At 70.9% G+C, this 26,657-nt stretch carries 28 protein-coding genes; 4 read left to right on the top strand and 24 right to left on the bottom strand.

Annotated elements, in window-relative coordinates; translation table 11 throughout:
- Positions 1-77: 77 nt before the first annotated feature.
- Positions 78-1,283, top strand: coding sequence for a 4-hydroxyphenylpyruvate dioxygenase (gene hppD / locus GGQ54_RS10450; protein WP_179445328.1), 1,206 nt, complete (start codon positions 78-80; stop codon positions 1,281-1,283).
- 24 nt (positions 1,284-1,307) lie between these two features.
- On the opposite strand, the gene GGQ54_RS10445 is transcribed toward hppD, so the two are convergent.
- From GGQ54_RS10445 to GGQ54_RS10435, 3 genes are all read right to left on the bottom strand, one after another.
- A complete protein-coding gene (locus GGQ54_RS10445; RefSeq protein WP_179445327.1) occupies positions 1,308-2,069 on the bottom strand; it encodes a TSUP family transporter in 762 nt (253 codons plus the stop codon).
- A gap of 86 nt (positions 2,070-2,155) precedes the next feature.
- Positions 2,156-3,358: a fumarylacetoacetase gene (fahA, locus tag GGQ54_RS10440; protein ID WP_179445326.1), complete on the bottom strand. Its 1,203-nt coding sequence runs from the start codon at positions 3,356-3,358 to the stop codon at positions 2,156-2,158.
- Positions 3,355-4,170, bottom strand: coding sequence for a hypothetical protein (locus GGQ54_RS10435; RefSeq protein ID WP_179445325.1), 816 nt, complete (start codon positions 4,168-4,170; stop codon positions 3,355-3,357). The genes fahA and GGQ54_RS10435 overlap by 4 nt, the downstream gene beginning before the upstream one ends.
- A gap of 88 nt (positions 4,171-4,258) precedes the next feature.
- Between GGQ54_RS10435 and GGQ54_RS10430 the strand changes: the two genes are divergently transcribed.
- Positions 4,259-5,506 carry a homogentisate 1,2-dioxygenase domain-containing protein gene (locus GGQ54_RS10430; RefSeq protein WP_179445324.1) on the top strand — a complete coding sequence of 416 codons (1,248 nt, stop codon included), beginning with the start codon at positions 4,259-4,261 and terminating at the stop codon, positions 5,504-5,506.
- Between the two features lie 16 nt (positions 5,507-5,522).
- Here the strand turns inward: GGQ54_RS10430 and GGQ54_RS10425 are convergent, their stop codons facing one another.
- Positions 5,523-5,912 carry a VOC family protein gene (locus GGQ54_RS10425; RefSeq protein WP_179445323.1) on the bottom strand — a complete coding sequence of 130 codons (390 nt, stop codon included), beginning with the start codon at positions 5,910-5,912 and terminating at the stop codon, positions 5,523-5,525.
- Between the two features lie 226 nt (positions 5,913-6,138).
- Between GGQ54_RS10425 and GGQ54_RS10420 the strand changes: the two genes are divergently transcribed.
- Entirely contained in the window at positions 6,139-7,848 is a 1,710-nt protein-coding gene (locus GGQ54_RS10420) for an MFS transporter (RefSeq protein ID WP_179445322.1), read from the top strand.
- A 6-nt stretch (positions 7,849-7,854) separates the two neighbouring features.
- On the opposite strand, the gene GGQ54_RS10415 is transcribed toward GGQ54_RS10420, so the two are convergent.
- Positions 7,855-8,076 (bottom strand): hypothetical protein, encoded by a 222-nt coding sequence (locus tag GGQ54_RS10415; RefSeq protein WP_179445321.1) that lies wholly within the window; start codon positions 8,074-8,076, stop codon positions 7,855-7,857.
- Positions 8,077-8,115: 39 nt separating this feature from the next.
- On the opposite strand from GGQ54_RS10415, the gene GGQ54_RS10410 reads away from it, so the two are divergent.
- On the top strand, positions 8,116-8,874 hold the full coding sequence (locus GGQ54_RS10410; protein WP_179445320.1) for an SDR family NAD(P)-dependent oxidoreductase: 759 nt from the start codon (positions 8,116-8,118) through the stop codon (positions 8,872-8,874).
- Between the two features lie 169 nt (positions 8,875-9,043).
- Here GGQ54_RS10410 and ccsB read toward each other — a convergent pair whose 3' ends face one another.
- From ccsB to GGQ54_RS10315, 19 genes are all read right to left on the bottom strand, one after another.
- A complete protein-coding gene (gene ccsB / locus GGQ54_RS10405) occupies positions 9,044-10,027 on the bottom strand; it encodes a c-type cytochrome biogenesis protein CcsB (protein WP_179445319.1) in 984 nt (327 codons plus the stop codon).
- Complete coding sequence (gene resB / locus GGQ54_RS10400; protein WP_179445318.1) at positions 10,024-11,595, bottom strand: cytochrome c biogenesis protein ResB; 1,572 nt, start codon at positions 11,593-11,595, stop codon at positions 10,024-10,026. Before resB ends, ccsB begins: the two co-directional genes overlap by 4 nt.
- Positions 11,595-12,353 carry a cytochrome c biogenesis CcdA family protein gene (locus tag GGQ54_RS10395; RefSeq protein WP_179445317.1) on the bottom strand — a complete coding sequence of 253 codons (759 nt, stop codon included), beginning with the start codon at positions 12,351-12,353 and terminating at the stop codon, positions 11,595-11,597. Before GGQ54_RS10395 ends, resB begins: the two co-directional genes overlap by 1 nt.
- A 2-nt stretch (positions 12,354-12,355) precedes the next feature.
- On the bottom strand, positions 12,356-12,910 hold the full coding sequence (locus tag GGQ54_RS10390) for a TlpA family protein disulfide reductase (RefSeq protein WP_425487418.1): 555 nt from the start codon (positions 12,908-12,910) through the stop codon (positions 12,356-12,358).
- An 8-nt stretch (positions 12,911-12,918) separates the two neighbouring features.
- Positions 12,919-13,587 (bottom strand): histidine phosphatase family protein, encoded by a 669-nt coding sequence (locus GGQ54_RS10385; RefSeq protein ID WP_179445315.1) that lies wholly within the window; start codon positions 13,585-13,587, stop codon positions 12,919-12,921.
- Entirely contained in the window at positions 13,580-14,905 is a 1,326-nt protein-coding gene (hemL, locus tag GGQ54_RS10380; protein WP_425487400.1) for a glutamate-1-semialdehyde 2,1-aminomutase, read from the bottom strand. The genes GGQ54_RS10385 and hemL overlap by 8 nt, the downstream gene beginning before the upstream one ends.
- Before the next feature lie 64 nt (positions 14,906-14,969).
- A complete protein-coding gene (locus GGQ54_RS10375) occupies positions 14,970-15,761 on the bottom strand; it encodes an alpha/beta hydrolase (protein ID WP_179445313.1) in 792 nt (263 codons plus the stop codon).
- 109 nt (positions 15,762-15,870) lie between these two features.
- Positions 15,871-16,350: a DUF805 domain-containing protein gene (locus tag GGQ54_RS10370; protein ID WP_179445312.1), complete on the bottom strand. Its 480-nt coding sequence runs from the start codon at positions 16,348-16,350 to the stop codon at positions 15,871-15,873.
- Between the two features lie 71 nt (positions 16,351-16,421).
- On the bottom strand, positions 16,422-17,303 hold the full coding sequence (locus GGQ54_RS10365; RefSeq protein ID WP_179445311.1) for a DUF805 domain-containing protein: 882 nt from the start codon (positions 17,301-17,303) through the stop codon (positions 16,422-16,424).
- 56 nt (positions 17,304-17,359) lie between these two features.
- Complete coding sequence (gene hemB, locus GGQ54_RS10360) at positions 17,360-18,352, bottom strand: porphobilinogen synthase (protein WP_218843817.1); 993 nt, start codon at positions 18,350-18,352, stop codon at positions 17,360-17,362.
- Between the two features lie 2 nt (positions 18,353-18,354).
- Positions 18,355-19,971 carry a bifunctional uroporphyrinogen-III C-methyltransferase/uroporphyrinogen-III synthase gene (locus GGQ54_RS10355; protein WP_218844125.1) on the bottom strand — a complete coding sequence of 539 codons (1,617 nt, stop codon included), beginning with the start codon at positions 19,969-19,971 and terminating at the stop codon, positions 18,355-18,357.
- Between the two features lie 193 nt (positions 19,972-20,164).
- Positions 20,165-21,145 carry a hydroxymethylbilane synthase gene (gene hemC, locus GGQ54_RS10350; protein WP_179445310.1) on the bottom strand — a complete coding sequence of 327 codons (981 nt, stop codon included), beginning with the start codon at positions 21,143-21,145 and terminating at the stop codon, positions 20,165-20,167.
- A complete protein-coding gene (locus tag GGQ54_RS10345; protein WP_179445309.1) occupies positions 21,142-22,410 on the bottom strand; it encodes a glutamyl-tRNA reductase in 1,269 nt (422 codons plus the stop codon). Before GGQ54_RS10345 ends, hemC begins: the two co-directional genes overlap by 4 nt.
- On the bottom strand, positions 22,407-23,138 hold the full coding sequence (locus GGQ54_RS10340) for a redox-sensing transcriptional repressor Rex (protein ID WP_179445308.1): 732 nt from the start codon (positions 23,136-23,138) through the stop codon (positions 22,407-22,409). The genes GGQ54_RS10345 and GGQ54_RS10340 overlap by 4 nt, the downstream gene beginning before the upstream one ends.
- A gap of 355 nt (positions 23,139-23,493) precedes the next feature.
- The gene (locus tag GGQ54_RS10335) at positions 23,494-23,739 is read right to left on the bottom strand and encodes a glutaredoxin family protein (protein ID WP_179443517.1); all 246 of its coding nucleotides are present in this window, start codon (positions 23,737-23,739) and stop codon (positions 23,494-23,496) included.
- A gap of 31 nt (positions 23,740-23,770) precedes the next feature.
- On the bottom strand, positions 23,771-24,787 hold the full coding sequence (locus tag GGQ54_RS10330; RefSeq protein ID WP_246292610.1) for a lysophospholipid acyltransferase family protein: 1,017 nt from the start codon (positions 24,785-24,787) through the stop codon (positions 23,771-23,773).
- Positions 24,780-25,817 carry an NAD-dependent epimerase/dehydratase family protein gene (locus tag GGQ54_RS10325; protein WP_179445306.1) on the bottom strand — a complete coding sequence of 346 codons (1,038 nt, stop codon included), beginning with the start codon at positions 25,815-25,817 and terminating at the stop codon, positions 24,780-24,782. Before GGQ54_RS10325 ends, GGQ54_RS10330 begins: the two co-directional genes overlap by 8 nt.
- 19 nt (positions 25,818-25,836) lie before the next feature.
- The gene (locus tag GGQ54_RS10320) at positions 25,837-25,938 is read right to left on the bottom strand and encodes a 30S ribosomal protein bS22 (protein ID WP_042842924.1); all 102 of its coding nucleotides are present in this window, start codon (positions 25,936-25,938) and stop codon (positions 25,837-25,839) included.
- A gap of 172 nt (positions 25,939-26,110) precedes the next feature.
- A complete protein-coding gene (locus tag GGQ54_RS10315; RefSeq protein WP_179445305.1) occupies positions 26,111-26,653 on the bottom strand; it encodes a CGNR zinc finger domain-containing protein in 543 nt (180 codons plus the stop codon).
- Positions 26,654-26,657 lie beyond the last annotated feature (4 nt).

The raw sequence follows: 26,657 nt of genomic DNA, 5'->3' as shown, positions 1-26,657 counted from the left end.
CCTAGCATTTTGCGCACCGTGATCACATCGAGTCCGAGTGGTTGCCCAGTGACACGGACACCCCGACAGTTTGTGCCATGACTGACACGCTGAACCTCACCCCGGACGAGCGCGACGCCGAGCTCGACCTGAACCAGCTCAAGCAGCTCGTCGGCCTGGTCGAGTACGACGCCGCGACCGACCGCTTCCCGGTGACCGGCTGGGACGCGATCGTCTTCGATGTCGGCAATGCCACCATGACCGCGAACTACTACCAACTGGTCTGGGGCATGGACCTCGTCGCCTATGCGGGGCCCGAGACCGGTCAGCGTGACCACAAGTCCTTCGTCCTGAAGTCCGGCTCGATCCGGTTCGTGATCAACGGCGCCGTCGATCCGGACTCGGTCCTCGCCGATCATCATCGCCGGCACGGCGACGGAGTGATCGACATCGCGCTCGAGGTTCCCGACGTCGACAAGTGCATCGAGCAGGCCCGCCGCGCGGGAGCCACGGTGCTGGTCGAGCCGCACGACGCCTCCGACGAGCACGGCACCGTGCGGACCGCCGCGATCGCCACCTACGGCGAGACCCGGCACACCCTGGTCGACCGGAGCCGCTACGACGGCCCGTATCTGCCGGGCTACCGGCCGGCCGAGTCGAGCCGGGTACGCCGGCCAGGCGAGCCGAAGCGACTCTTCCAGGCCCTTGATCACATCGTCGGCAATGTCGAGCTCGGCAGGATGGACGAGTGGGTCGGCTTCTACAACAAGGTGATGGGCTTCGTGAACATGGCGGAGTTCGTCGGCGACGACATCGCCACCGACTACTCCGCGCTGATGAGCAAGGTCGTCGCCAATGGCAACCACCGGGTGAAGTTCCCGCTCAACGAGCCAGCCGTCTCCAAGCACAAGTCGCAGATCGATGAGTACCTGGAGTTCTATCGAGGCCCCGGCGCCCAGCATCTGGCCGTCGCCACCAACGACATCCTCGCCACCGTCGACGCGCTGCGCGCGAACGGGGTCGAGTTCCTCGACACCCCGGACTCCTACTACGAAGACCCCGAGCTGCGCGCCCGGATCGGCGAGGTGCGCGTGCCGATCGAGGAGCTGCAGTCGCGCGGCATCCTGGTCGACCGCGACGAGGACGGCTACCTGCTGCAGATCTTCACCAAGCCGCTCGGCGACCGGCCGACCGTGTTCTTCGAGCTGATCGAGCGGCACGGCTCGCTCGGCTTCGGCAAGGGCAACTTCAAGGCGCTGTTCGAGGCGATCGAGCGCGAGCAGGAGCGCCGCGGCAATCTGTGAGGCGTACCCCGCTGGTGTTGCGCGTCAGGTGATCACCAGATAGACGATCGCGGCAATGCCGATGATCACGATCAGGATCCGCAGCGCCAGCGGGGGAAGCTTGCGTCCGAACTTCGCGCCGAGCAACCCGCCGACGATCGAACTCACCGCGATGATCGCCACGACACGCCAGTCGACCGGCGCGACGAAGGCATAGATCACGCCGGCGACCAGATTGACGATCGCCGAGAGCACGTTCTTGATCCCGTTCAGCCGCTGCAGTGGCTCGCTCAGGAACAGGCCGAGCGCACCGACCAACATGATCCCCTGGGCGGCGGTGAAGTAGCCGCCGTAGATGCCGATCAGGAAGATCAGGAAATACACGATCGGAGAGGTACGCCGCGGCGTCGCATCCTCACCCTGTCGCTTCTTGGTCCAGCGCGAGATCAGCGGCTGCAGGGCCACCAGCAGCACCGAGAAGCCGATCAGGAACGGCACGATCGCCTCGAACCAGGTGTGCGGCAGCAGCAACAGCAGGGCGGCGCCGCAGATCGCGCCGAGGAAGGACGCCACGCCGAAGCGGATGATCCGGGAGCGCATCCCGGTCAGCTCGTGCCGATAGCCCCAGGCACCGGTCATCGAGCCGCTGATCAGCCCGATCGCGTTGGAGGTGGTCGCGGTCACCGGCGGATAGCCGAGCGCCACCAGCGCGGGGAAGGTGACCAGGGTGCCCGAACCGACGACGGTGTTGATCGCGCCGGCCCACAGCCCGGCCAGCGCGATCAGGACGATGTGTTCGATTGGCACCGGCCCAACCTAGGGGATCGCCGCCGCGGCGCTCACCCGGAGGTACGCTCGCCCGGCGCCCGCACCCTCCGAGCCTCCCGCCCGCCTCAGCGGGCCGGCAGGATCGTCCCGCTGACCTCGCCGAGGCCGATCCGCGCGCCGTCGGGGCCGGGCGCCCAGCCGGTGATGGTGACGGTGTCGCCGTCGGCGAGGAAGCTGCGGGTCTCGCCGCCACCCAGCTCGATCGGCTCGGTGCCGTTCCAGGCCAACTCGAGCAGGCTGCCGCGCTCGCCCGGCCGGCCGCCGGAGATCGTGCCCGAGGCGAACAGGTCGCCGGGCCGGATCGAGGCGCCGTTCACGGTCAGGTGGGCGAGCATCTGCGCCGGCGACCAGTACATCTCGGCGTACGGCGGCCGGCTGACCACCGTGTCGTTGATCCTGACCTCCAGCCGCAGGTCGAGGCCGAACAGCCCCTCGCCCCGCAGGTAGTCCAGGGGTTCAGGCTCCTGTGCCGGCAGCGGCACCCGGGCGTACCGCAGCGCCTCCAGCGGCGTCACCCACGGGCTGATCGAGCTGGCGAACGACTTGCCGAGAAATGGCCCGAGCGGCACATACTCCCAGGCCTGGATGTCGCGCGCCGACCAGTCGTTGAACAGTGCCACCCCGAACAGATGATCTTCGGCGGCGGCGACGCCGACCCGCGAGCCCAGCTCGGTACGCCCGCCCACCACGAAGCCCAGCTCGGCCTCGATGTCGAGGCGGACGCTCGGGCCGAAGACCGGCGCCGGGTCGCTCGGCGCCTTGCGCTGACCGACCGGCCGGGCGATCTCGGTGCCGCTGACCACGACGGTGCCGGACCGGCCGTGGTAGCCGATCGGCAGGTGCTTCCAGTTCGGCGTCAGCGCGTCGGCATCCGGCCGGAAGATCGAACCGACGTTCGTGGCATGGGCCTCGCTGGCGTAGAAGTCGACGTAGTCGCCGACCTCGATCGGCAAGATCAACTCGACCTCGGCCAGGTCGAGCAGGTGCGGCTCGATCTCCGCGCGCCGCGACTCGTCGGCGAACGCGGTGATCAACCACGCGCGCGCCGCCCGCCAGGTCTCGGGATCGGCGGCCAGGAAGGCATTCAGGCTGGGGTACGCCCAGGCCTGCGCGAACGGCGTACCCTCCGCCGCCCGGGAGGCATCGAGCACCCGATCGCCGATCCGCACCCCGACCCGGGGCTCCTGCCCCGGCGCGCGGAACACCCCGTAGGGCAGGTTGTCGACGCCGAAGAGATCGTCGGCGGGCAGGTCGAGCCAGGTCTTCACGAAAGCTCCTCAGGGGTGGGGATCAGGTCGAGCCGACGCAGCGCGCCGATCGGGTCGGCCACCTCGCAGCAGCCGTAGGAGGTGAATCGCGCGCGCACCGCGCCGGCACGCTCGGCGCCCAGGCCGGCCACCTCCGCGGCCAGCGCGCGGGCGTCCTCGCCGACGAGCGCCTCGGCCACATCGCCGCCGGTCAGCGCGGCGTCAACCGCCAAGATCAGATTCAGGAAACCGAACTCGTGGGTGCCGTCCGGCAGCAGGCGGTACGCCGGGTGGTGCAGCCCGCCGGTGAACTTCACCGTCGCGCCGCTGCCGACGGTCGCGACCAGGAACCGGGCAACCTCGCTCGCCGGGGGAACCGCGTACGCGGGGGTGGCGCCGAGTCGCAACTTCGCCCTGGCGCCGGCCGCGGCCAGCGCCGGCACGTGCTGCAGGTCCTCGGCGGCGATCTCGACGGCAAGCGGTACGCCGAGGTCGAGGCCACGCCGCCACTCCGAGTCCGCTGCCAGCTCGATGCCCGCCAGGGTGTGCACGGGCGAGCCGGCCGCCGCGCGGGCGGCGCCCAGCACCTCATCCAGGTCGGCGCCGGGCCGGCCGATCACGCCGATCGCCAGTGGTTCGGGGGCGGCGAGGGCGTCGGCGACCAATGCCGGCGGGAGCAGCAACGGCCCGACCAGCGCCGCGTCCGCCGTGCCCTGCCGGGCCAGCCACGCTCGTACCGCCTCGGGCCCGGGATGGTTGCCGGGCGGGAACACCGCGGCATCGTCCAGCAGCCTCGCGAAGAGGACGTCGTCCGGCGTTGACATGGCGCTCACGCTACTGCATCCTGACCGCGAAATCATTACAGCTTCGTCCGATTACCGGACACCTGCCGGGACCGGGCGATCACCCGAGGAGGGCGCCGTGGCCCACTACCTGACCCAGGGAGCCGTGCCGCCGAAGCGACACACCCAGCACCGCACGCCCGAGGGTGCCCTCTACTACGAAGAACTGATGGGCGAGGAGGGGTTCTCGTCGGACTCCTCGCTGCTCTACCACCGGGCGATCCCCTCGGCGCTGGCCGAGGTCACCGCATGGGACCTCGGCGACGCTCTCGCCACCACCCCGAACCACCCGCTCAAACCGCGCCACCTGCGCCTGCACGACCTGTTCGAGGTCGGCGACGACGGACCTGCCGATGATCATGACGTCGTCACCGGCCGGCGGCTGGTGCTCGGCAATGCCGACGTCCGGATCTCCTATGTGGTGGCGAACCGGCCGAGCCCCTGGTACCGCAACGCCATCGGCGACGAGTGCCTCTTCGTCGAGCGCGGCCACGCCCGGGTGGAAACGATCTTCGGCGCATTCGAGCTCGGCCCCGGCGACTACCTGATCATCCCGCGCGCAACCACCCATCGCTGGCTCCCGCGTACCCCGGAATCCGACGGGTACGCCGAGCCCCTGCGGGTGTACGCCATCGAGGCCAACTCCCACATCACGCCGCCGAAGCGCTATCTCAGCCGGTTCGGCCAGCTTCTCGAGCACGCCCCCTACTGCGAGCGTGATCTTCGGCTACCGGCCGGCCCGCTGCTCGCCGAGGACATCGGCGCCGACCCGGCCGAACCGACCGAGGTCCACGTCAAGCACCGCGGCAACGGCCCGTCCGGCATCGTCGGGTCGATCCACACCCTGCCGCAGCATCCGCTGGACGTCGTCGGCTGGGACGGCTGCCTCTATCCGTACGCCTTCAATGTCGCCGACTTCGAGCCGATCACCGGGCGGGTACACCAGCCGCCGCCGGTGCACCAGGTCTTCGAGGGGCAGAACTTCGTGATCTGCAACTTCGTGCCGCGCAAGGTCGACTACCACCCGCTGTCGATCCCGGTGCCCTACTACCACTCCAACGTCGACTCCGACGAGATCATGTTCTACGTCGACGGCGACTACGAGGCGCGCAAGGGCTCCGGGATCGGCAAGGGCTCGATCTCCGTGCATCCCGGCGGCCACCCGCACGGGCCGCAGCCGGGGGCGTACGAGAAGTCGATCGGCGTCACCGAGTTCGACGAGCTGGCCGTGATGGTCGACACCTTCCGCCCGCTGGAGCTGGGCGAGGGCGGCGCCGCCGCGGACGACGGGGTCTATGCCTGGAGCTGGGTCGGCGGCCGGTCCTGAGCGCGCCGCGAGGTGATCACTCGTCGACGTGGCTGACGATGTTGATCACGTTCCCGTCCGGATCCCGGACGAAGAACCGGCGTACCCCCCACTCCTCGGTGGTCAGTGGGTGGACGATCTCCAGGCCGAGCCGGCCCGCCTCCTCCCAGGCCAGATCGATCTTGTCCCCCACGTGGACCGAGATCACCGAGTCCTCCGTGGCTGTGGCGTCGCGGCTGACCAGTTGCACCGACGCGCGGCCGTCGGGGGTCTGCAGGTTCACCACCCAGCCCAGGTCGAAGGCGTCGACGTCGAGGCCGAGGAAGTCGGCATAGAAGGCTCGTGATCGGGCCGGGTCGCTCGTCGGCAGGTTCGCCACGATGCCGGTCGCGCGTACTCGATTGTTCGCTGTCGTGTTGTCGCTCATGGCCCCACTGTTCAACGATCCGGGGCCGCCTGCGTGGACATTTGGGCGCTCCGGCCGACGGATCGGCCGACGCTTCGGCATCTGCGCCCAGGGCCGCCGAAAGTTTCCTGTCGAGCGATTCATCTGGTGATCCGCGAGCTGTCGACGGTGTTCGTGGCGCATGTCACAGTGACCCGTCGTATCAGTGTGCGGGCGCCCGCCCGCTTGGCAAAGGAGCCGACAAGACATGACCGCTGCACCGTCCGCCGAGCGGGCATCGCACGACGCGGCGACGCCCAGCTCGCCGCTGTCCGCGCTGTGGAAGCGCCAACTCCCGCACTATCCGTCGAACGGCCGGCGCTACCTCTATCTGGGCGTGACGGTTCTCGCCACGATCATCTTGTACTACGAGCTCTACATCCAGGGCGCGGTCGCGACGCAGGTGATCACGGCCTTCGGGATGTCGTTCATGCAGTTCGTCTATGTCTCCGTGATCGGCAACTTCGTCGGCGCGTTCGGATCGCTCGGCGCCGGGCTCGCCGACCGCTGGGGGCGCGCCAACCTGGTGGTGGTCGGGCTGTTCATCACCGCCGCGATCGTCCTGTTCGCGTTGCCGCATGCGGGCAGCGCGGTCGTCTACACCTTCTGGTTCGCGGTGCTGAGCATCGTCGAGGGTGTCATGCTGGTGGCCACTCCGGCGCTGATCCGCGACTTCTCGCCGCAGCTCGGGCGGGCCAGCGCGATGGCGTTCTGGACGATGGGCCCGGTGCTCGGCAGTCTCGCGGTGACCATGATCACCAGCAGCACGCTGGGCGTCCTGCCGAGCTGGCAGACCCAGTTCTACCTGTGCGGCATCATCGGTCTGGTCGTCGCGGTGATCGCGGCGTTCACCCTGCGCGAGCTGTCGCCGGCCCTGCGCGACCAGTTGATGGTCAGCCTCCGCGACCGCGCCGTGCTCGAGGCGCGGGCGCGCAACCTGGACGAGACGAAGCTGCACCGCAACACCTGGCGGCAGATGCTGCGGCTGGACATCATCGGCGCGGCGATTGCCGTCAGCCTGTTCCTGGTCTTCTACTACATCGCGGTCGGCTTCCTGGTCGTCTACTTCGCCTCGATCTTCGGCTACTCGGAGTCCCAGGCGAACAGCCTCGCCAACTGGTATTGGATCGCGAACGCGGTCGGCATCTTGTTGGCCGGCGTGATCTCGGACAAGTTGTTGGTACGCAAGCCGTTCATGCTGGTCGGCGCCATCGGCAGCATCGTCACGCTGTCGATCTTCGCGATGCGGTCGACCGACCTGTCGACCTCCTACGACACCTTCCGGATCCTGTTCATCGTCACCGCGTTCTTCGCCGGCGTCGCGTTCTGCGGGTGGATCGCGTCCTTCACCGAGACCGTGGAGCGGCACAACCCGGCCGCGACCGCGACCGGCCTGGCGGTCTATGGCTGGATCATCCGGACCACCATCACGATCACCTTGATCGCGTTCGGCTTTGCGCTGCCGGCGACCACGACCCTGATGGACAAGGGCACCCGGGTGGCGGAAATCGCTGCGGTGATCGCCCCGGAGACCCTGGCCGAGCTTGCCGCCAACCCGGCCGACAAGGAGGCCGCCGCCGCGGCGATCGACGACCTGATGACCGTGCCCGACCCGAAGACCGGGCAGCCGCTGGCCTCCACCGTGGAGGAGGCGACCGAGGAGCTCACCTACTTCGGCGAGAATGCGGCCGAGGTCACCCAGGCGGCCAAGGACAGCCCCGGCCAGTGGCAGCGCTGGTGGTGGATCTCCGTGCTCTGCCAGGTCGTGTTCATCCCGTTCATCTTCGTGATGAACGGCCGATGGCGACCATCCCGGGCGCGGCGCGACGTCGAGGCCCACGAGGCCGCGATGGACATCGAACGCAAGGCGCTGGAGGAAGAGGAGGCGGCCAAGTCCTCCGGCAACACGAACGACTGAGCCCGGTCACGGGGCGGTCCGCGCGACAGGCGTGCGCGATGCCGCGAGCGAGGTCAGGATGCGTACCTGATCTCGCGCCACCGCGGACCGCCCCGGGTGCAGCACCACCAGCCGCTCGGCGATGAGCTCGCGCAGCCGCCGGTCGTCGGGGGGGCGGGCGATCGGATCGGTGAACAAGAACCTGGCCAGGTTGCCCTCCGGTTGCGCGACCAGCTCCGCGCCGCCCATGCCGCGGAGTGAGCGTGCCGCTGCCCTAGGCTGCGCTTCATGGACTTCGCTCTCGTGACCGGCGCCAGTGGCGGCCTCGGCGAACACTATGCGCGCTATCTCGCCCGCCGCGGCAACAACCTGATCATCGCGGCCCGCAGTGCCGAGCGGCTGGGCGAGCTGGCCGAGGAGCTGGCAACCGCGCACGGCGTACGCGTCGAGCCCGTCGCGGTCGACCTCGCCACCGCGGAGGGACGCGAGCAGCTGGTCGCACGGGCCGCCGAGCTCGGCCATGTGCACACCCTGGTGAACAACGCGGGCTTCGCCACGGTCGGTGAGTTCGCCGATGTCGACCCGGCCCGGATGGCCGACGAGATCACGCTGAACTGCGTCACGCTGACCCTGCTCACCCGTGCCCTGCTGCCGGCGATGATCGACCGCCGCGCCGGGGCGGTGATCAACATCGCCAGCACCGCGGCGTACCAGCCGATCCCGACGATGGCCGTCTACGCCGCCACCAAGGCCTACGTACTCAGCCTCACCGAGGCCCTGTGGTCCGAACTGCGCGGCTCCGGGGTACGCGCGATCGCCGTCTGCCCCGGGCCCACCGAGACCGGCTTCTTCGCCGCCGCCGGCGACGACTCGCTGATGTCGCGCAGGCGTACCCCCGAACAGGTCGTGCAGAGCACCTTCCGCGCCCTGCACCGCGGGGCCCCGAGCGTGATCGACGGCGCCGCCAACTCGATCATGGCCAACCTGGCCAAGCGGCTGCCGAGCCGGCTCGTCCTGCCGGTCTCCCAGCGGGTGATCCGGTACTGAACCCGGACGCACCCACCTGCCACGGATAGCGGTACGCCCGGCCGGCCGGGAACCGGCATGTACGCCCGCGCATCCGCGAACCCAACCGGCACCCGCGGACGATACTCAGCCCGCACCTGCTGACTCAGCCCGCGGATAGAGGTACGCCCGCGCGGTCAGATGGCGACCGTCACATGGCGTAGGAGTGGAGTCCCGACACCAGCAGGTTGATCCCGACGAAGTTGAACCAGAAGGAGATCGCGCCGATGATCGCGATCACGGCGGGCACCACCGTGCGCCAACCGGCGGTCAGCCGAGCGTGCAGATAGCAGGCATAGATCACCCAGGTCACCAACGCCCAGGTCTCCTTCGGATCCCAGCCCCAGAACCGGGCCCAGGCGTACTGCGCCCAGATCGCCCCGGCGGTGATCGTGAACGTCCACAGCGGGAAGGCGAAGGCCAGGCACCAATAAGAGATCCGGTCCAGCTTCTCCGCCGATGGCAGCCGCGACAGATAGCCCTTGGCCCCGCCCTTGGCGTCCGCGCGCCGGCGGAGCAGGTAGAGGATCGAGGTGATCGCGGCGATGTTGAATGCCGCGGCACAGATCGCCGCCGCGCTGATGTGGAACTCGAACCAGACCGACTGCAACGCCGGAATCAGCGGGACGATGTCGACGTAGAACCAGGTCACCGTCGCGCCCAGCCCCAGGGTGAGCAGCAGCGTCACCGGCAGTCCGAGGAAGGTCATCTTGTAGCGCAGGTTCAACACCAGGTAGAACACCGCGACCACGAGCATCGCCATCGAGCAGAACTCGTACATGTTGGACAGCGGCAGCCGCTGCGCCGCCACCCCGCGGGTGATCACCCCGGCCAGCACCAGCGCGGTCGCTATCAGGCTGAGCGCGAGGCCCATCCGACCGAACTTGCTGGTCCGCTCCTCCGCACCGGCCGGTTCCGGACCCGGGTCGTCGCCGCTGTCCGCCTCAGCACCCGGCGCGGAGACCGTCTCGCCCGCCCCGCCTCCGGCCGCGACCAGCGCCGGCTCCCGCAGGGCGGCGGTGCGGCGCTGCCGGCGTACCCCCGCCGACGCCCACTCGACGGCGTGCAACATGGCAGCGAACAAGAACACCACCGCGGCAGTGATCGTCGCCAGATAGGAATACTCCGCGATCATCGTTCTTCCTTCCCGCCCTCATCCTGCAGTGCGGCCCGCACGGCCGCCAGTTCGTCATCGATGTCGGCCCGACCACCGACGCGGTCCAGGCCCGCGACCTCGACCTCGGCGGGCCCGTCCCCGCCCGCCCGGGCGCGGACCCAGATCCGCCGCGGCCGGACGAACAGCGACACGCACAATCCCGTCACGGCCAGCCCGATCGCCCCGAGCATCCCCACGGCGGCGGGGGTACGCGAATACTGCAGCCGCACCCAGCGCGTCCAGCCGTCGAAGGAGATCCGGCCCGCGCCGTTCGGCAGGTCGTAGAACTCGCCGGGCTTCAACCGCAGCCGCAGCGGTTCGCCGTCGGCGCTGCGGAACTGTTCCAGGCCGGTCGGGTTGAGCTGGTAGACGTTCTCCGGGATGCCGGTCTCCACGACCGGGGGCCCGGACCACGCGTTCAGGAACAGTTCGGGTGAGTAGGCGTCCGGGAAGACCGAGCGCGGGCCCGCCTCGTCCACCGTCGCCGTCGGCAGGAAGAACCCCTGGAAGGCCAGCCGCTGCGGGCGGGCATCGGGGACCTTGATCACCCCGGCCGAGGTGAAGTTGCCGTCCTGGGGCAGGAAGATCACCGGGCCGGAGTAGCCGACATTGCCCCGGGCATCGGTGACGGTGACGATCGGGGCGTACCCGTAGCCGAGCAGGTGGACATCGATGCCGTCGATGGACAGCGGCTTGTTCACCTCGATCGAGGCCTGCCGGGGCGGTTCCCCCGGCCCCTCGATCACCGTGGTGTCCGCGCGGAAGGACAGTGGGCGGCCGGCGGTCGCGGGGTCCAGCCCGTACCTGACGTCGAAGCCGTCGACGCGCACGGTGAACGGCGGCAACTGGTCGGTGCGGAACAGCGCGCCGGCGCTGACATCGTCGTAGAAGCTCAGGTTGTTGGAGAAGCCGCGGCCGATCAGCGTCGCCGAGGTGCCGCGAAAACCCCACAGCACGCTGATCGCGACCGTGACCAGGATCAGCACCAGCGCGACGTGGAAGACCAGATTGCCGGCCTCGCGCAGATAGCCGCGTTCGGCGCTCAGCTCGTCACCGCGCCGCAGCACGCGGAACCGCTTCTTCCGCAGGTACGCCTCCGCGCGCTCGAGTGCCTGCGGGGCATCGGTCACGGTGCCCGCCAGATGCCCGGGCAGGCGGTTCAGATTGCGCGGGGCACGCGGCGGCTCGGCGCGCAGCGCGCGGGCGTAGGTGCCGATCCGCGGCACGATGCAGCCGACCAGCGAGATCAGCAGCAGCAGATAGATCGCGGAGAACCACGGCGAGGTGTAGACCGAGAACATCCCGATCGCGTCGTAGAACGCCCCGAGCTGCGGATTGTCGGCGATGAACTGGTCCACCTCGAACGGGCGGATCGAGCGCTGCGGCACGAACGAACCGGGGATCGCGGCGAGCGCGCCGAGGAAGAGCAGGGCCAGCGCGGTCCGCATGGCGGTCAGTTGGCGCCAGATCCAGCGCACCCAGTCCACCAGCCCGAACTTCGGGCCGGTCGGCGCGCTGCCGACCCGTTCCGGTGCGTCGACGACCATCAGATCACCGTCATCCCGAACGCGCCGACCCATTGCCGGACCAGGCCGAGCAGCCAGCCCCAGACGCCGCTCACCATCAACACCCCGATCGCGATCATGGCCACACCGCCGATCCGCTGGATCAGCCCGCTGTGTCGGCGCAGCCAGGCGACGGAGCGGTTGAACCTGGCGAAGGCGAGGCCGGCGATCACGAACGGTACGCCCAACCCGAGCGCGTAGATCGCCGACAGAGCGGCCCCGCGTACCGCCGAGGCCTCCGTATAGGCCAGCGTCAGCACCACCGCCAGGGTCGGCCCGATGCACGGGGTCCAGCCGAGCCCGAAGAGCACCCCGAGCAACGGCGCGGAGGCCAGCCCGATCGCGGGCACCCGGCTCAGCCGCAGGTCGCGCTGCCCGAACGAGACGAATCCGGCGAAGATCAGCCCGACGATGATCATCACCACTCCGAGCACGCGGGTGAGCGGGTCGGCGAAGCGCTGCAGCGCCAGCCCGACCCCGCCGAAGGCGGCTCCGGCGCTGACGAAGACGAAGGCGAAGCCCGCGACGAAGAGCAGGGTACCGACCAGGATGCGACCGCGCGGCGCCTCTCCGCGGACCACCTCGCTCGCCGACATGCCGGAGGCATAGGACAGATAGCCGGGCAACAACGGCAGCACGCACGGCGAGAAGAAGGAGACCACCCCGGCAAGCAGCGCGATCGGCAGGGCGACCAGCAGGCTGCCCTGCGCGAGCTCCTGGGCGATGGCGCCGAGCTCCATGATCAGCGCCCCGCCGCGGTGTCGTCGATCAGTCCGACCAGGGTCGCCTTGGTGGTCGGACCCAGCACCCGGGCGGCGATCCTGCCCTCGGCGTCGATCACCAGGGTGCTCGGGATGCCGTTCGGCGGCAGGGTTCCGGCGAAGCTGACCACCGCGACGCCGTCGCCGTCGAAGATCGACGGGTAGTTCAGCCCGAACGCGCGCTGGAAGGCAAGGGCGGCCTGCGGGGCCGGGTCGCGCGTATTGATCCCGATGAACTGCGCCCGGTCCTTGGTCGCTGCGGCTGCCTCGACCAGCTCCGGCGCCTCCTTGCGGCACGGCGCGCACCACGAGCCCCAGACGTTGATCACGATGATCTTGCCGGGATAGTCCGCGGTGGAGATCGGCTTGCCGTCGAGCGTGGTGCCGCTCACCACGGGCGCCGGCTCCCGCTGGCCCGGCGGCACGCGGGTCAGGCCGGGCTCGGCGGAGACGAAGCCGGTCGTGCCGGAGCCCGACGAACAGCCGACCAGCAGCAGGGCGGCGGCGACGGCGAATGCGGCGGCGCGGGAAACGATCGCGCTCATCAGGCTCCCGCGACGAACTTCCGCCGGGAACGCTTCACCGGCAACAGATCGGCGGCCGGCTCGGCATAGCTGACCGCGGCGATCCGGCCGTCGCGCAGCACGAAAGACGTGATCGAGGCCAGGCTGGTCTCGCGGCGGCGCGGGTCATGCACCAGCCGGCGGCCCTCGGCCGCGCTGCGGGCCATCCAGATCGGCAACTGGTGGGAGACGATCAACGCCTGCCCGCCGGGCCCGGCGGCGTCGGCCGCGTCACGGATCGCCGTCCGCATCCGGGCGACGATCGAGCGGTACGCCTCGCCCCAGGACGGGCGCAGCGGGTTGCGCAGGTGCCACCACACTCGCGGGTCGCGCAGCGCGCTGGCGCCGGCGGAGAACACGCGACCCTCGAGTCGGTTGGCCGCCTCGATCACCCGGTCGTCGGTGACCACCCGCAGGTCGGGGCGCAGGGCGGCGATCGGCGCCATGGTCTCCTGGGCCCGCTCCAGCGGCGAGCTGCGCAGATGGGTGATCGGCCAGTCGGCGGTGTGCTCGGCGACCCGCTCGGCCATCTCCCGACCCCGCCCGGACAGGTGGTAGTCCGGCAGCCGGCCGTAGAGAACGCCGTCGGGATTGTCCACCTCGCCGTGCCGGACGAGGTGGACGACGACGCGATCGCCGGCATCAGTCATGATCATTTCCTTGCTTCGGCTGGGGGTCCTCGGCGGCCCGGGCGGCCGCGCGAGCGGCCTCCGGCAGGGCGGTGATCACCTTGTCGATGGCCGCGTCGTCGTGCGCGGCCGACAGGAACCACGCCTCGAAGGCGCTCGGCGGGAGGTGGACCCCCGCGTCGAGCATGGCGTGGAAGAACGCCGCGAAGGCGGCGGTGTCCTGACCGCTGGCGCCGGCATAGTCGACGACCTCGTCGGCGTCGGTGAAGAAGACGCTGAACATGCTGCCGGCGGACTGCACGAGGTGGGGTACGCCGGCGCCGCGCAGCGCCTCGGAGACCGCCGCGCGGAGCTGGTCGGCCCGGGTCCCGAGGCCCGCATAGACCTCGTCGGTGGCCAGCCGCAGCGTGGTCAGGCCGGCGGCGGCCGCCACGGGATTGCCGCTCAGCGTACCGGCCTGGTAGACCTCACCGACCGGCGCCAGGTGGCCCATCAGGTCGGCCCGGCCGCCGAATGCGGCGCACGGGAAGCCGCCGCCCATCACCTTGCCGAAGGTCATCAGGTCGGGCTCGACACCGTCCAGCCCGAACTGCCCCGAGCGGGAGACCCGAAACCCCGTCATCACCTCGTCGGAGACGAACAGGGCGCCGTGCGCGCGGGCGGTCTCGGCGAGGAAGGCGTTGAAGCCCTCGGCGGGCGGGACCACGCCCATGTTGCCCGGGCTCGCCTCGGTGATCAGCGCCGCGATCTCGGGCCCGTGCTCGGCGAAGGCGGCGGTGACGGCCGCGCGATCGTTGTAGGGCAGCACGATGGTGTCGGCGGTGGTGCCCGCGGTGACGCCCGGCGTACCCGGGATGCCCAGGGTGGCCAGGCCCGACCCCGCGGCGGCCAGCAGCGAATCGGCATGCCCGTGGTAGCAGCCGGCGAACTTGACGATCTTGTCCCGCCCGGTGATCCCGCGGGCCAGTCGCAGCACGCTCATCGTGGCCTCGGTGCCGGAGTTGACCAGCCGGGCCTGCTCGACCGGCGTCCGGTCGACGATCTCGGCGACCAGGTCGATCTCGGCCGGCGTCGGCGCACCGTAGCTGGTGCCGCGGGCGGCGGCCTCGGTGATCGCCGCGACCACCTCGGGGTGGGCGTGACCGAGCAGCATCGGCCCCCAGGAGCAGATCAGGTCGACCAGCTCGTTGCCGTCGGCATCGGTCAGGTACGCCCCGCTGGCCGAAGTGATGAAGCGCGGCGTACCGCCCACGGAGTTGAAGGCCCGGACCGGCGAGTTCACGCCGCCGGGGATGACCCGGCGCGCAGCATCGAAGAGGGCTGCGGAGCGCGCGGTCATGGTCCCCATTTCTACGCGCTGTAGTGGAAAACGCCAAACCCGGCAATGACACCGGGCATCGGCTTCAGCGATGCGCGTCGGTGAAGGCCAGCAGGTCGGCGAGGACCTCGTCGCGATTGGTCTCGTTGAGGATCTCGTGCCGAGCGTCGGGATAGGTCCGGGACTCGGAGTCGTCCGGCGCGATCTGCTCCCAGCCGGCCCGGGTGGCCTCGATCGGGACGAGCTGGTCGTCGGCCCCGTGCAGCCAGATGGTGGGGACGCGCAGGCGGCCGCCGTCGTTGATCCGGTCCAGCGAGGTCTGCAGCGCGTCGAGCATCGGCCGCTTGAACGGGCCGTGGTAGACGAGCGGATCCTCGGCATAGGCCCGACCGATCTCGGGGTCGCGCGACAGGGTGTCCGGATCGATCGGAAGGTCGGGGATGTCGTCGACCCCGCGCAGTTGGTCCAGCACCGGCCAGGAGCCGAGCACCGGCCCGGTCAGCGCGGCGGCGGCGATGTCGTCGGGATGCAACTGCAGGTAGCGGGCCGCGATCATGCCTCCCATCGAGTGGCCGATCAGCACCACCGGCAGCCCGGGGTGCTCGGCGCGGGCGGTCTGGACCAGGCTGCGGACATCGCCCACGACGGCGTCGAAGTCATCGATCACGGCCCGATCCCCGGAGGACTTGCCGTGGCCCTGGTGGTCGACCCCGTAGACGGCGGCGCCGTGTTCGGCCAGCCGCCCGGCGACCCATTGGTAGCGGCCCAGGTGCTCGCCGTAACCGTGCACCAGGACCGCGATCCAGGTCGGTTCGTCGCCGTTGTGCCAACGGTACGCCGTGAGCTCCCCCGCATGCCCGTGCTGGCTGAACTCCATCGTTGCCTCCCCGTCGCGGCCGCGCCGGGCGGAGACGCGCCGCGCCCGGCGGGGCCCACGCTAGCGGGCCCGCGCCGGGCGCGGTGTGCGAAACGCTCAGGTCAGCGGCTCAGCGGTCGAAGCGCGCCCCGGCCGGGTTGGAGCCCATGGCCAGCAGGATCAGCAAGATGATGCCGCCGACGAAGGGGATCAGGCCGATCAGGATGAACCAGCCCGACTTGTCCGTGTCGTGCAGCCGGCGCACGGTCACGGAGAGATTCGGGATCAGGATGGCGAGGTAGATCAGACCGAAGATCCCGGAAACGGCAACCGCGGCCGCGGGCATCGCACCGTTCGACATCGCCTCGGCGTTGGTCGCCCCGGTCGCGGTGAGCAGAATGTTGAAGAGGATCCCGAGGAGGAGGATCGCGAGGAACACCCACCAGTACTCTCCGCGGCTGGCGCGCCCGGTGAACACGGCGTACTTGGCGAAGAAGCGCTTGATGGCGGCACCGAAGCCGATGCCGTACCACGGGAGAGCGAGGTTGCCCGGATCGCCGGTGGTGGCGGGCACGTCGCCGCCGGTGTAGCCGCCGTATGCCTGGCTCATGGTTTGTTTCTCCTTGATTGTCGGGACGTCTGGACAACGGTAGAGCGCGCCGGGGTCACCGGCGCCGGGCGTCAGCGCCAGGTCTCGGGACCGCGGCCCGGATCGCCTTGTCCGGGCTCGCCCTGCCCCGACTTCCCGTAGCCGGACTGGCCCGAGCCGTACTGCCCGTAACCGGACTGGTTGTAGTCCGCCGGCCCCGACTGCCCGTAGCCCGACTGACCCGAGCCGTACTGGCCGTAGCCCGACTGCCCGTAGTCCTGCTGCTGCCCGTAACCGGTCTGCCCGTAGTCGGGCTGCTGCCCGTAACCCGGCTGCTGGTCGTAGCCGGACTGGGCGTACCCCTGCTGGGCGTAGGGATCGCCGCCATACTGCGAGATCGCCCGGGTCGCGCCGACCGGATCGAACCGCGTACCGGCGGGATGGGTCGGCAGCAGGCCGAAGACGATCGGGGCGATGCCGCCGACATAGGGAATCAGGGCCAGCAGGTACAGCCAGCCGGACTGGTTCGCGTCGTGCAGGCGCCGGATGGTGAGCCCGATGCTGGGCAACACGTTCGCCAGGGCGAAGAGGATGAGCAACCCGAAGCCGAGCACGGCCCCGACCGGCATGTCGTCGGAGCTGCTGCTGTTGGCGGCGCCCACCGCCAACCCGATCATCGCCACGACATACAAGACGGTCATCACGACGCCGATGAAGAGCATCACCCACCAGAACTCGCTCTGGCTGGCGCGCCCGTTGAAGTTCACGTAGTTGCCGTAGTAGCGCTTGACCGCGTCCACCGGACCGATCCCGTACCAGGGCAGGTCACGGGTGCCCGGATCGCCCTCCGGCTTGAAGGGTGCCGACATCCCGTAGCCGGACGGCGGGTAGGCGGGCTGGGCCGGGTAGGCCGGCTGCTGCTGGTAGCCCTGTTGGCCGGGCTGTTGCCCGTAGGGGTCGAACTGCTGACTCACCGATTCCTCCAGATTGCGTGGAACGACACGAACACACTAGGCGCGCGGGGGTCCGCTCAGGGGCGATTCCGCAGGGCATATTCCAGCGCCCAATAGGTCAGGATGATCGAGGCGCCGGACCGCCGGATCGACAACAGCGTCTCGTCGATCGCGCGTTCGCGATCCAGCCAGCCGTTCGCGGCGGCCGCCTCGATCATGGCGTACTCGCCGGAGATGTTGTACGCCGCGACGGGCACGTCGACGTGGTCGCGGACCGCGCGGATCACATCCAGGTACGCCAGCGCCGGCTTGATCATGACGATGTCGGCACCCTGTTCGAGATCGAGGTCGACCTCGCGCAGCGCCTCCCGGGCATTCGCCGGATCCTGCTGGTAGGCCAACCGGTCGCCGGTCAGCGAGGAGTCGACGGCCTCGCGGAAGGGGCCGTAGAACGCGCTGGCGTACTTCGCCGAGTACGCGAGGATCACCGTGTCGAGATGACCGGCGGCATCCAGCGCCGCCCGGATGGCGCCGACCTGGCCGTCCATCATCCCGCTCGGGCCGACCACGTGGGCGCCCGCATCGGCATGCCGGACCGCCATCTGCGCATAGAGCTCGACGGTCGCGTCGTTGTCGACCCGGCCGTGATCATCGAGCACCCCACAGTGGCCGTGGTCGGTGAACTCGTCCAGACAGACGTCGCTCATCACCAACAGGTCGTCGCCGACCTCCTCGCGTACCTCGCGCAACGCGACATTCAGCACGCCGTCGGGGGCCAGCGCACCGGATCCGGTGGCGTCCTTGTGTTCGGGTACGCCGAAGATCATCATCCCGCCCAGGCCGGCCTCGACGCAGCGCCGGGCCTGCGCCCGCAGGCTCGCCATCGTGTGTTGGACGACGCCGGGCATGGACGAGATCGGCCGCGGTTCGGCCGCACCCTCGGCGACGAAGGCCGGCAGGATCAACTGCTCGGGCCGCACCGCGGTCTCGGAGACCAGCCCCCGCAGCGCCCGGCTGGTCCGCAGCCGGCGCGGCCGGATCGCCCCTTCCATGATCAGCGACTCGTCCATGATCAACGGCGGCGCTGGCGGCTGCTGCGGACCTCCGACGGCCGCAGCACCGGCTCGCCGTCGGCCACCAGCGCGTCGCGCCGCTCCGCCGCGAAATTGGCCAGGGCATCGGCCAGTTCGATCGCCGACGGCTTGCCCGCCATCACGTCGACGGCCAGCCCGTGCTCCTCACAGGTCTGCGCGGTGGCCGGGCCGATCGCGGCGATCACGGTCGACGGATGCGGCTTGCCGGCGATGCCGACGAGATTGCGTACCGTCGAGGACGAGGTGAAGACGACCGCATCGAACCGGCCGGTCTTGATCGCCTCGCGGACCTCCGGCGCGGGCGGCGCGGCCCGGACGGTGCGGTACGCCGTGATGTCCTCCACGGCCCAGCCGAGCCGGGTCAGCCCGGCGGTCAGCGTCTCGGTCGCGATGTCGGCTCGCGGCAGGAAGACGCGGTTGATCGGGTCGAGCACCTCGTCATAGGGCGGGAACTCCGCGGCCAGCCCGGCGGCCGACTGCTCGCCGGCCGGCACCAGATCGGGCTCGATTCCCCAGGCCTGCAGCGCGGCACCGGTGGTGTTGCCGACGACGGCGACCTTCAGGCCGGAGAAGGCGCGGGCATCCAGGCCGTAGGACTCGAAGCGCTCGCGAACCGCCCGGACGGCATTGGCGGAGGTGAACACGATCCACTCGTAGCGGCCCTCGACCAGCCCGCGTACCGCCTTGTCCATCTGCAGCGGGCTGCGCGGCGGCTCGACCGAGATCGTCGGCACCTCCTCGCTGTGCGCGCCGTAGGTGCGCAGCCGGGTGGTCATCGGGCCGGCCTGGTCCTTGGTCCGCGGAACCAGCACCCGCCAGCCGAACAGCGGCTTGGTCTCGTACCAGGACAGGTCCTCGCGCAGGCTGACCGCCGGCCCGACCATCACATGCACCGGATCCTCGGGATCGGTCCCGGCGTCGGCGATCGCGGCCGTGATGTCCTCGGCGAGCTCGGAGAGCACGCTGGTGATCGAGTTCTGCTTCGTCGAGCCGCCGTCGAAGGTGACCAGCACGGCGTCCTCGCCGGGTCGCCCGGCGGCCAGTGCCGATTCCGCCAGTTCGGCGACCAACCCGGCGACGGTGGAGACGACCATCGTGCCGGTCGTCGACCACTGCGCGGCCTGGGTCTTGGTGATCTTGTCCGGGGCGGAGGCGAAGTGGATGCCGCCGGCGTGCTGCATGGCGATGCCGGCGTACTCCGGCACGGCGGTCAGGCTGGACACGCCCGGGACCACCTCGAAGTCGATGCCCCCGCGGACACACGCGGCCGCCTCGTCGGCGATACCGCCGTCCAGGAAGGGGTCCCCGGCGACCAGCCGGATCACCCGCTTGCCGCCGGTGGCCAGCTTGAGCACGGTCCGGGCCCGCGCGGACGGCGGCTGGAGCTTGCCCGAGGGCTGACGGCCGACAACGGTGACGGCGATGTCGTCGGCGACCGTCACGGAGGGGTGGTCGAGGATCGCGCGCAGGTCGTCGTGATCGAGCACGACGGCATCGGCGTCGGCGATCGCGGCGACCGCGCCGAGGGTCAGCAGGTCGGGGTCGCCGGGACCGGTGCCGACGAAGATCACCCGGCCGCGGGCCGGCGGGGCCAGCGCGGCGTGGTCGGTGCCGGCCTTGGCCTTGCCGCGCGACGGCGTACCGTTACGGCCGTTCGCGGTCGAGGAACTCCTCGTCTGCTTGCGCGCCGCGGACCGGGAACCGTTCGAAGCCGCCTTGCGGGCCGTGCTGGTCACTTCAGGTCACGCTTCCTTTCGCCCGCCGGGAGGTCTCAGACCTCGCGCCGGATCACGGAGTTGGCCGGTCGAGTCGAGCCAGCAATTCGCCCGCAAGTGTTGCCCCCAGGGCGGTTGCCTCGCCCGCCGGCGCGGTGCCGTCGACCCGCAGGAGCGGATCGGCCGGGGCCGCCTCGTCGAACGTGCTCGGATACGTTCTCCCAATTACGGCGGCGAGAGTCAAATCGGGCCCACTATCACGCCGCCTGATGAGACTCGCGAGCACCCCCACCGGCGCCGTGCATCCCGCCTCCAGCGTCGCCAGCAGCGCGCGTTCGGCGCCGACCCGGGCGCGGGTCTCGGCATCGTCCAGTCCGGCGGCGGCCGTGGCGGCGGCGGTGCCGGGCGCCGCCTCGACCGCGAGCGCGCCCTGGGCCGCGGCGGGCAGCATCACCTGCGGCGACAAGATCTCGGCGGGTACGCCGGACACCTGCGCCCCGTCCTCACCCTCTGCCAGGTCCAGGCGGTCCAGGCGGCGCAGGCCGGCGGCCGCGAGCAGGGTCGCCGCGAGCTCGCCGTCGCGGACCTTGCCGATCCGGGTGTCGACATTGCCGCGGATCGGCACGATCTCGAGGGTGATGCCGCGCCCGGCCGCCCAGGCCGCGAGCTGTGCGGCGCGGCGCGGCGATCCCGTGCCGATCCGATCCCCGTCACGCAGCTCTTCCAGCCGGGCGCCGACCAGGACATCGCGCGGGTCCTCGCGGGCCGGGTGGGCCACCACCTCGAGTCCGGGCTCGGGGACCGTCGGCAGGTCCTTGGCGGAATGCACGGCGAGGTCGATCTCACCGTCGCGCAGAGCCCGGCGTACCGCCCCGGCGAAGACGCCGGTGCCGCCGATCTGGGTGAGTTCGCGTGGGTCGGTGTCGCCGTGGGTGGTGATCCCGACCAGCTTGGTGGCGATCCCGCGGTCGGCGAGCCGGTCGGCGACCCAGCGGGCCTGGGCCACGGCGAGCGGGGAGCGGCGGGCGCCGATCCGCAGCGTCCGGTCGGTCATCGCGGCGGGGGTTCTGCGTCGCTGACGGCGCGTACCGCGTCCGCATCCAGTGCGAACAACTCACGCAGCGCGCCCGCGTAGTCCATCTCCGCGGTGTCGGTGGCGAGCTGGCGGACCCTGACCGTCGGCTGGTGCAGCAGCTTCTCCACCACCCGGCGCATCGCCTGGGCGACCTCGGCGCGCTCGGTCTCGCCGAGACCACGGGTCCGCGCGTCGAGGCGGGCCAGCTCGGTGTCGAGGATCTCGCCCGCCATGGTGCGGAGCGCGACCACGGTCGGCGTCACCGCGGCCGCATGGCGGGCGGCGAGGAAGTCGCTGACCTCGTCGGCGACCAGGCGCTCCGCGTCGGCGAGCTCGGCATCGGAGGCGGTGTCGAAGCCGCCGTGGGCCAAGCTCTCCAGGTTGATCAACTCGACCCCGGGCAACTGCGCGACTGCCGGGTCGATGTCGGCCGGCAGGCCGAGGTCGATCGCATGGCGGACGGCGCTGCCGGCAAGATCATCGGGGCGCAACAGCGGATCGCGGCCGCCGGTGCAACTGATCAGCACGTCCGCCTCTGCGACGGCGGTGCGCAGCTCGGAGAGCGCGAACACCTTGCCGGCAACGGATTCCGCAAGGTTCTCGGCCTTGCTGCGGGTGCGGTTGACCAATCCGATCTCGGCGCCGCGGGCGTAGGCGGTGCGGGCGGCCAGGGAGGCCATCGCGCCGGCGCCGACGATCAGGACCCGACGGCCGGCGACGGTCGGCACCCGGTCGAGCGCGGCCGTGATCAACGATCGGCCGGCCGAACCGGCCGACGTCTCGTGCTGGACCCGCTTGCCGACGCGCAGGGCCTGCTGGAACAGGGCGTTCAAGGCGGTGCCGACCGTTCCGGCCTGCTGGGACTCGGTGAGCGCGGCCCGTACCTGGCCGAGGATCTGCTGCTCGCCGCGGACCATCGACGCCATCCCGGAGGCGACGGAGAACGCGTGTTGCACGGCACGCTCGTCGTAGGAGACGGCGCAGGCGTCCTGCAGGCGGTGCAGGGGTACGCCGGAGACGGTCGCGAGCGCGGTCGTCACCTCCTCGAGGCCGCCGTGGAACTTCGACACCGCCGCATAGATCTCCGTGCGGTTGCAGGTGGACAGGACCAGCACCTCGTCCACGAACTCGCTGGCATACACCTCGGTGGCGAGCTTGCCGCGGGCGGGCGCGTCGAGGGTGAGCGCGGAGAGCAGCTCCACCGACGCGGTGTGATGGGAGGCGCTGAGGACGAGGACGCTCATGGCTTCGGCACGCTCACGTTCTGGCTCGGTTCGACCTGGCTCGCCGCGACCGGCGGCAGGCTGGCGGTGATCGGTTCGACGGCGGTACGCGAGGCGGGGCCGCGCCGATGGTGGTAGGCGAGGATCTGCAGCTCGGAGCCGAGGTCGACCTTGCGTACCGTCACGGAATCGGGAACGGACAGCGCCGCCGGCGCGAAGTTCAGGATGCCCGTGATGCCGCTCGCGACCAGCCGGTCGGTGACCGACTGGGCCGCCTGCCCCGGCGTCGTGATCACGGCGATGCTCGCCCCGGTCTGGGCGATCAGCTCCTCGAGCGCGGACTCGGGCGCGATCGGCAGGCCCTCGACCCGCTCGCCCGCCAGCGCCGGATCCGAGTCCACCAGGCCGACCACCCGGAAGCCCCGGGACGAGAAGCCCGCGTGGTTGACCAGCGCGCGGCCGAGATTGCCGACGCCGACGATGATCACCGGGACATCCGGGCCGGCGCCGAGATGCTGGTCGAGCTGGACCAGCAGGTACGCCACGTCGTAGCCCACCCCCCGGACCCCGTAGGAGCCGAGATGGGAGAGGTCCTTGCGCAACTGCGCCGGGTTGGCGCCGGCCGCCTCGGCGAGCTCATTGCTGGAGACGGTGGTGACGCCCTGGTCGGACAGCCGGGTCAGCACCCCGAGATAGGCCGCGAGTCGGGCGACCGTGGCATCCGGGATGTGCGCATCCGGCTCGCTCACCCGGCGCCTCCTCGACCTGCTGACGTCACCCGGGTCATGGGCACCGGGCCGCTTGCCATGTTATGACCTTGTGAACGCGGGAACAAAGCAGGGCGCCCTGTCCCCCCGCCGCAACCGCGAACCGAACCGGCAGATGCGAACGTTGCACCACCCGCGGCTGCCGATCGAGCCCGCGGCTGCCGGATGAACCCGCACCTGCCGGTTGAACCCGCGGCTGCCGATCGAGCCCGCGGCTGCCGATTGAGCCCGCGGCTGGCACCAACCCGCCCCAACCGCGAACCGAAACGGCAGATGCGAACGTTGCACCACCCGCGGATGCCGCTTGAGCCCGCGGCTGGCGATCGAGCCCGCGTCGTCAGGGGCCCAGTGCGGCGCGCAGGCGGGCGGGGTCGACCCGCCAGTAGTCGTGCTGGGTCCCGTCGACGAAGGTCACCGGGACCAGATCGGTGAAGCGGTCCGCGAGCTCGGGGTCGGCGTCGATGTCGGTCTCGGCGTACCGCTCCCCCAGCTCGGCGCACACGTCCCGGACGATCGCCAGGGCGTCCTCGCACAGGTGACAGCCGACGCGCGTGAAGATCTCGACCCGGGGTGCCTCGCTCACGTTTCGCGAGGGTACGCCGGGCGCCGCCGGGTCAGGTGAAGGGGTTCCCGCGTTCGGCGAGCAGGACGTGCAGCCGGCTCTGCACCAGCTCCCGCACCCGATCGGTGGTCTCGAACACGGTCGACGGGTCGTCGGCGTCGGCCGGATCGAAGGCATCGCCCGGGAGCGGTTCACCGAACTCGATGATCCACTTCGACGGCAACGGGATCATCCCGAGCACCCCGAGCCACGGGAAGAACGGGGTGACCGGCAGATAGGGCAACCCGAAGGCGCGCGCCAGGGCCGGCGCGCCGGTGATCATCGGATAGATCTCCTCGGAGCCGACGATCGAGACGGGCACGATCGGTGAGCGGGTACGCATGGCCGTCGCCACGAACCCGCCGCGCCCGAACCGCCGCAGCCGATAGCGATCGGCGTACGGCTTGCCGAGTCCCTTGAATCCCTCCGGGAAGACGCTGACCAGCTCGCCCGTCTCGAGCAACCGGGTGGCATCGGGCTGGCAGGCCACGGTCGCGCCGATCCGACGGGCGAAGTCGTGGCTGAACGGGGTGCTGAACACCAGGTCAGCGGCCAGCACCCGCGGATGTCGCCCGATCGCGTCGTGCACCACCGAATGCAGGACGAGCGCGTCCAGCGGCAGCGCTCCGGCGTGATTGGCGACCAGCAGCGCGGAGCCGTCGCGCGGCAACCGGTCCAGCCCGCGCACCTCGACCCGGAACCACTTCTCGACCAGCGGCCGCAGCATGGGCAAGAAGAACTGCTCGGTGAACTCCGGGTCGAAACCGAAGGTGTCGACCGAATAGTCGCCGGACATCCGGGTACGCGCGAAGGCCAGCAGGTCCTCCCGCGACCGCTCCCACTGCACGCCGAGCTGCGTGGCGATCGCGGCGACCACCCCGAGCGGGTCGTCGCCCAGCCGGGCCAACTCGGCCGGCGGATGGTCGGCGACGTGTTCGGCGAGCCGCTGCCCCGCACGGACCAGATCGACCACCAGCTCTCCGAGGTCGCCCGGTTCGTCGACCGGCCGGGTGCCGTCGCGCTCAGCCATGGCCCCCATCGTTCCACGCGCCCGGCCGGCGCGTCCGCCCCGCCGCCCGGGCGAAATCGGCGACGGCCTCGCGAGAGCTGTAGCGCGGTCGCCAACCTGCCGCCCGGAGCGCGGCCGAGTCCAACACGGCGGGGCTGGCGAGTGCCTGCACCTGGGCCGCAGTGCTGCAGGTCAACCCGAGCCGGCGTCCGATCCCGGCCGCCAGTGGGGCCAGCGGCCCGGGCAGGGCAAGATCCCGCCGGCCGAGAATGATCAACGCCTGGCCGAGCGTGATCACGTCGTCGGGTGCCACGTTGTAGACGCCGTCCAGCTCGCCGCGCACGGCAAGATCAAAAGCCCGCTGCGCGTCGACCGGATGGAGGAACTGCAGCCTCGGCTCGAATCCCGCCACGCTCGGCACCGTGGCCTGGGTCAGATGGTCGGTCAGCGCCGTACGCACACCGGCCCCGATCAGGGGCGCGGGACGCAGGATGGTCAGCGCCACATCGCTGCGCCGCTGAGCAAGATCACGGGCATAGGACTCGATCTCCAACGCATCGCGCCCGTGTGCGCTCAGGCGTACCCGGGCCGACGGGATCGGCATCCCGCCCGAGCGGGCGCCGGCTGCCCCGGCGAGGTTCTCGGTGAAGACGGCCGGGGCGAGCGGCCCGGCCGGGTACACCTCGGGGCTCGAGGCCAGCACGACGCGCCGGATGCTCGGCGCGCGGTGCGCGGCGGCGAGCAACTGCATCGCGCCGATGACATTGGCCTCCTTGACGGCCGCGCGCTGGCCGCCGCCGACATGGCCGTGGCCCGTCGAGCCGTCGGCCGTGGCCAGGTGCACCAGGGTGTCGACATCGTTGGCGGCCAGCACCCGCCGCATGGCGGGGCTGCGGATGTCGACGCGAATCGTCCGGATCTCCCGGGCAGGGCCCGCGGGTGCGGCCAGATCGGCGCCGATCACCTCGACATCGGGCAGCCGCGACAGGGCGCGCGCGCAGGCCAGCGCGGCGGGACGCGCGACTCCGGTGACCAGGACTACCCGCGACATGGCCGCCCGCGAGGGGGAGTTACTTGCCGGCGCGGCGGCGCTGGATGCGGGTGCGCTTGAGCAGCTTGCGGTGCTTCTTCTTCGCCATCCGCTTGCGGCGCTTCTTGATCACAGAACCCACGTGGAGCCTCTTTCGTATCTTCGATGTGCGGGGTACGCCGGGATCGGCGCGCGCCGCAGGGTCGGTGTCGGCTGCCGGTGCCTCGCGCCGGGGTGCCCCGGGCGTCGGCGCCGACCGGCCGATGCGCAAGCGTACCCGCGCCCGGCGCGGATCGCCCAATCGCGGGCCGCTCTCAGCCGGCCGCGGCGGAGCGTCGCGCGCGATAGGCGGCGACATTGACCCGGTTGCCGCAACCGCTCTCGCAGTAGCGTCGCGACCGGTTGCGGGACAGGTCGGCGACCACGCCGGAGCAGTCATCGGCGGCGCAGAATCCGAGCCGGTCCCGCTCGCCGGCACGCAACACATCGGTCATTGCCATGGCAAGTTCCACGGCGATCCGGGCGGCCAGGGGGCGATCGGCGGCGGTGGCGTGGATGTGCCAGCCGAATCCGTCGTGGCGGGTCAGTTGCGGGAGCGCGGCGTACTCGGCCAGCACGGCGTTGACCCGCTCGACCAGCAGCTCCTCGTCGTCGACCCAGAATCCGCGCAGCACGGGTCGCAGCGCGCGGACCTCGCGCAGTTCGGCGTCGGTGGCGTCGCGCCGACCGGTGAACGGGTGCTGGGCCAGGAAGGCGTCCAGGTCGTCGAGGTCGGTCAGCGTGTCCGGCGGTTCGGCGGAGTTGACCAGCGCCGCGCCGGCCCGCAGCGCGAGCATCGTGTCGTGGGCGAATGTCATCGGT

The organism is Naumannella cuiyingiana (assembly GCF_013408305.1).
GTDB classification, from domain to species: domain Bacteria; phylum Actinomycetota; class Actinomycetes; order Propionibacteriales; family Propionibacteriaceae; genus Naumannella; species Naumannella cuiyingiana.
Note: the sequence above shows the minus strand (reverse complement) of the source record. Positions and strands in the feature narration are given on the sequence as shown.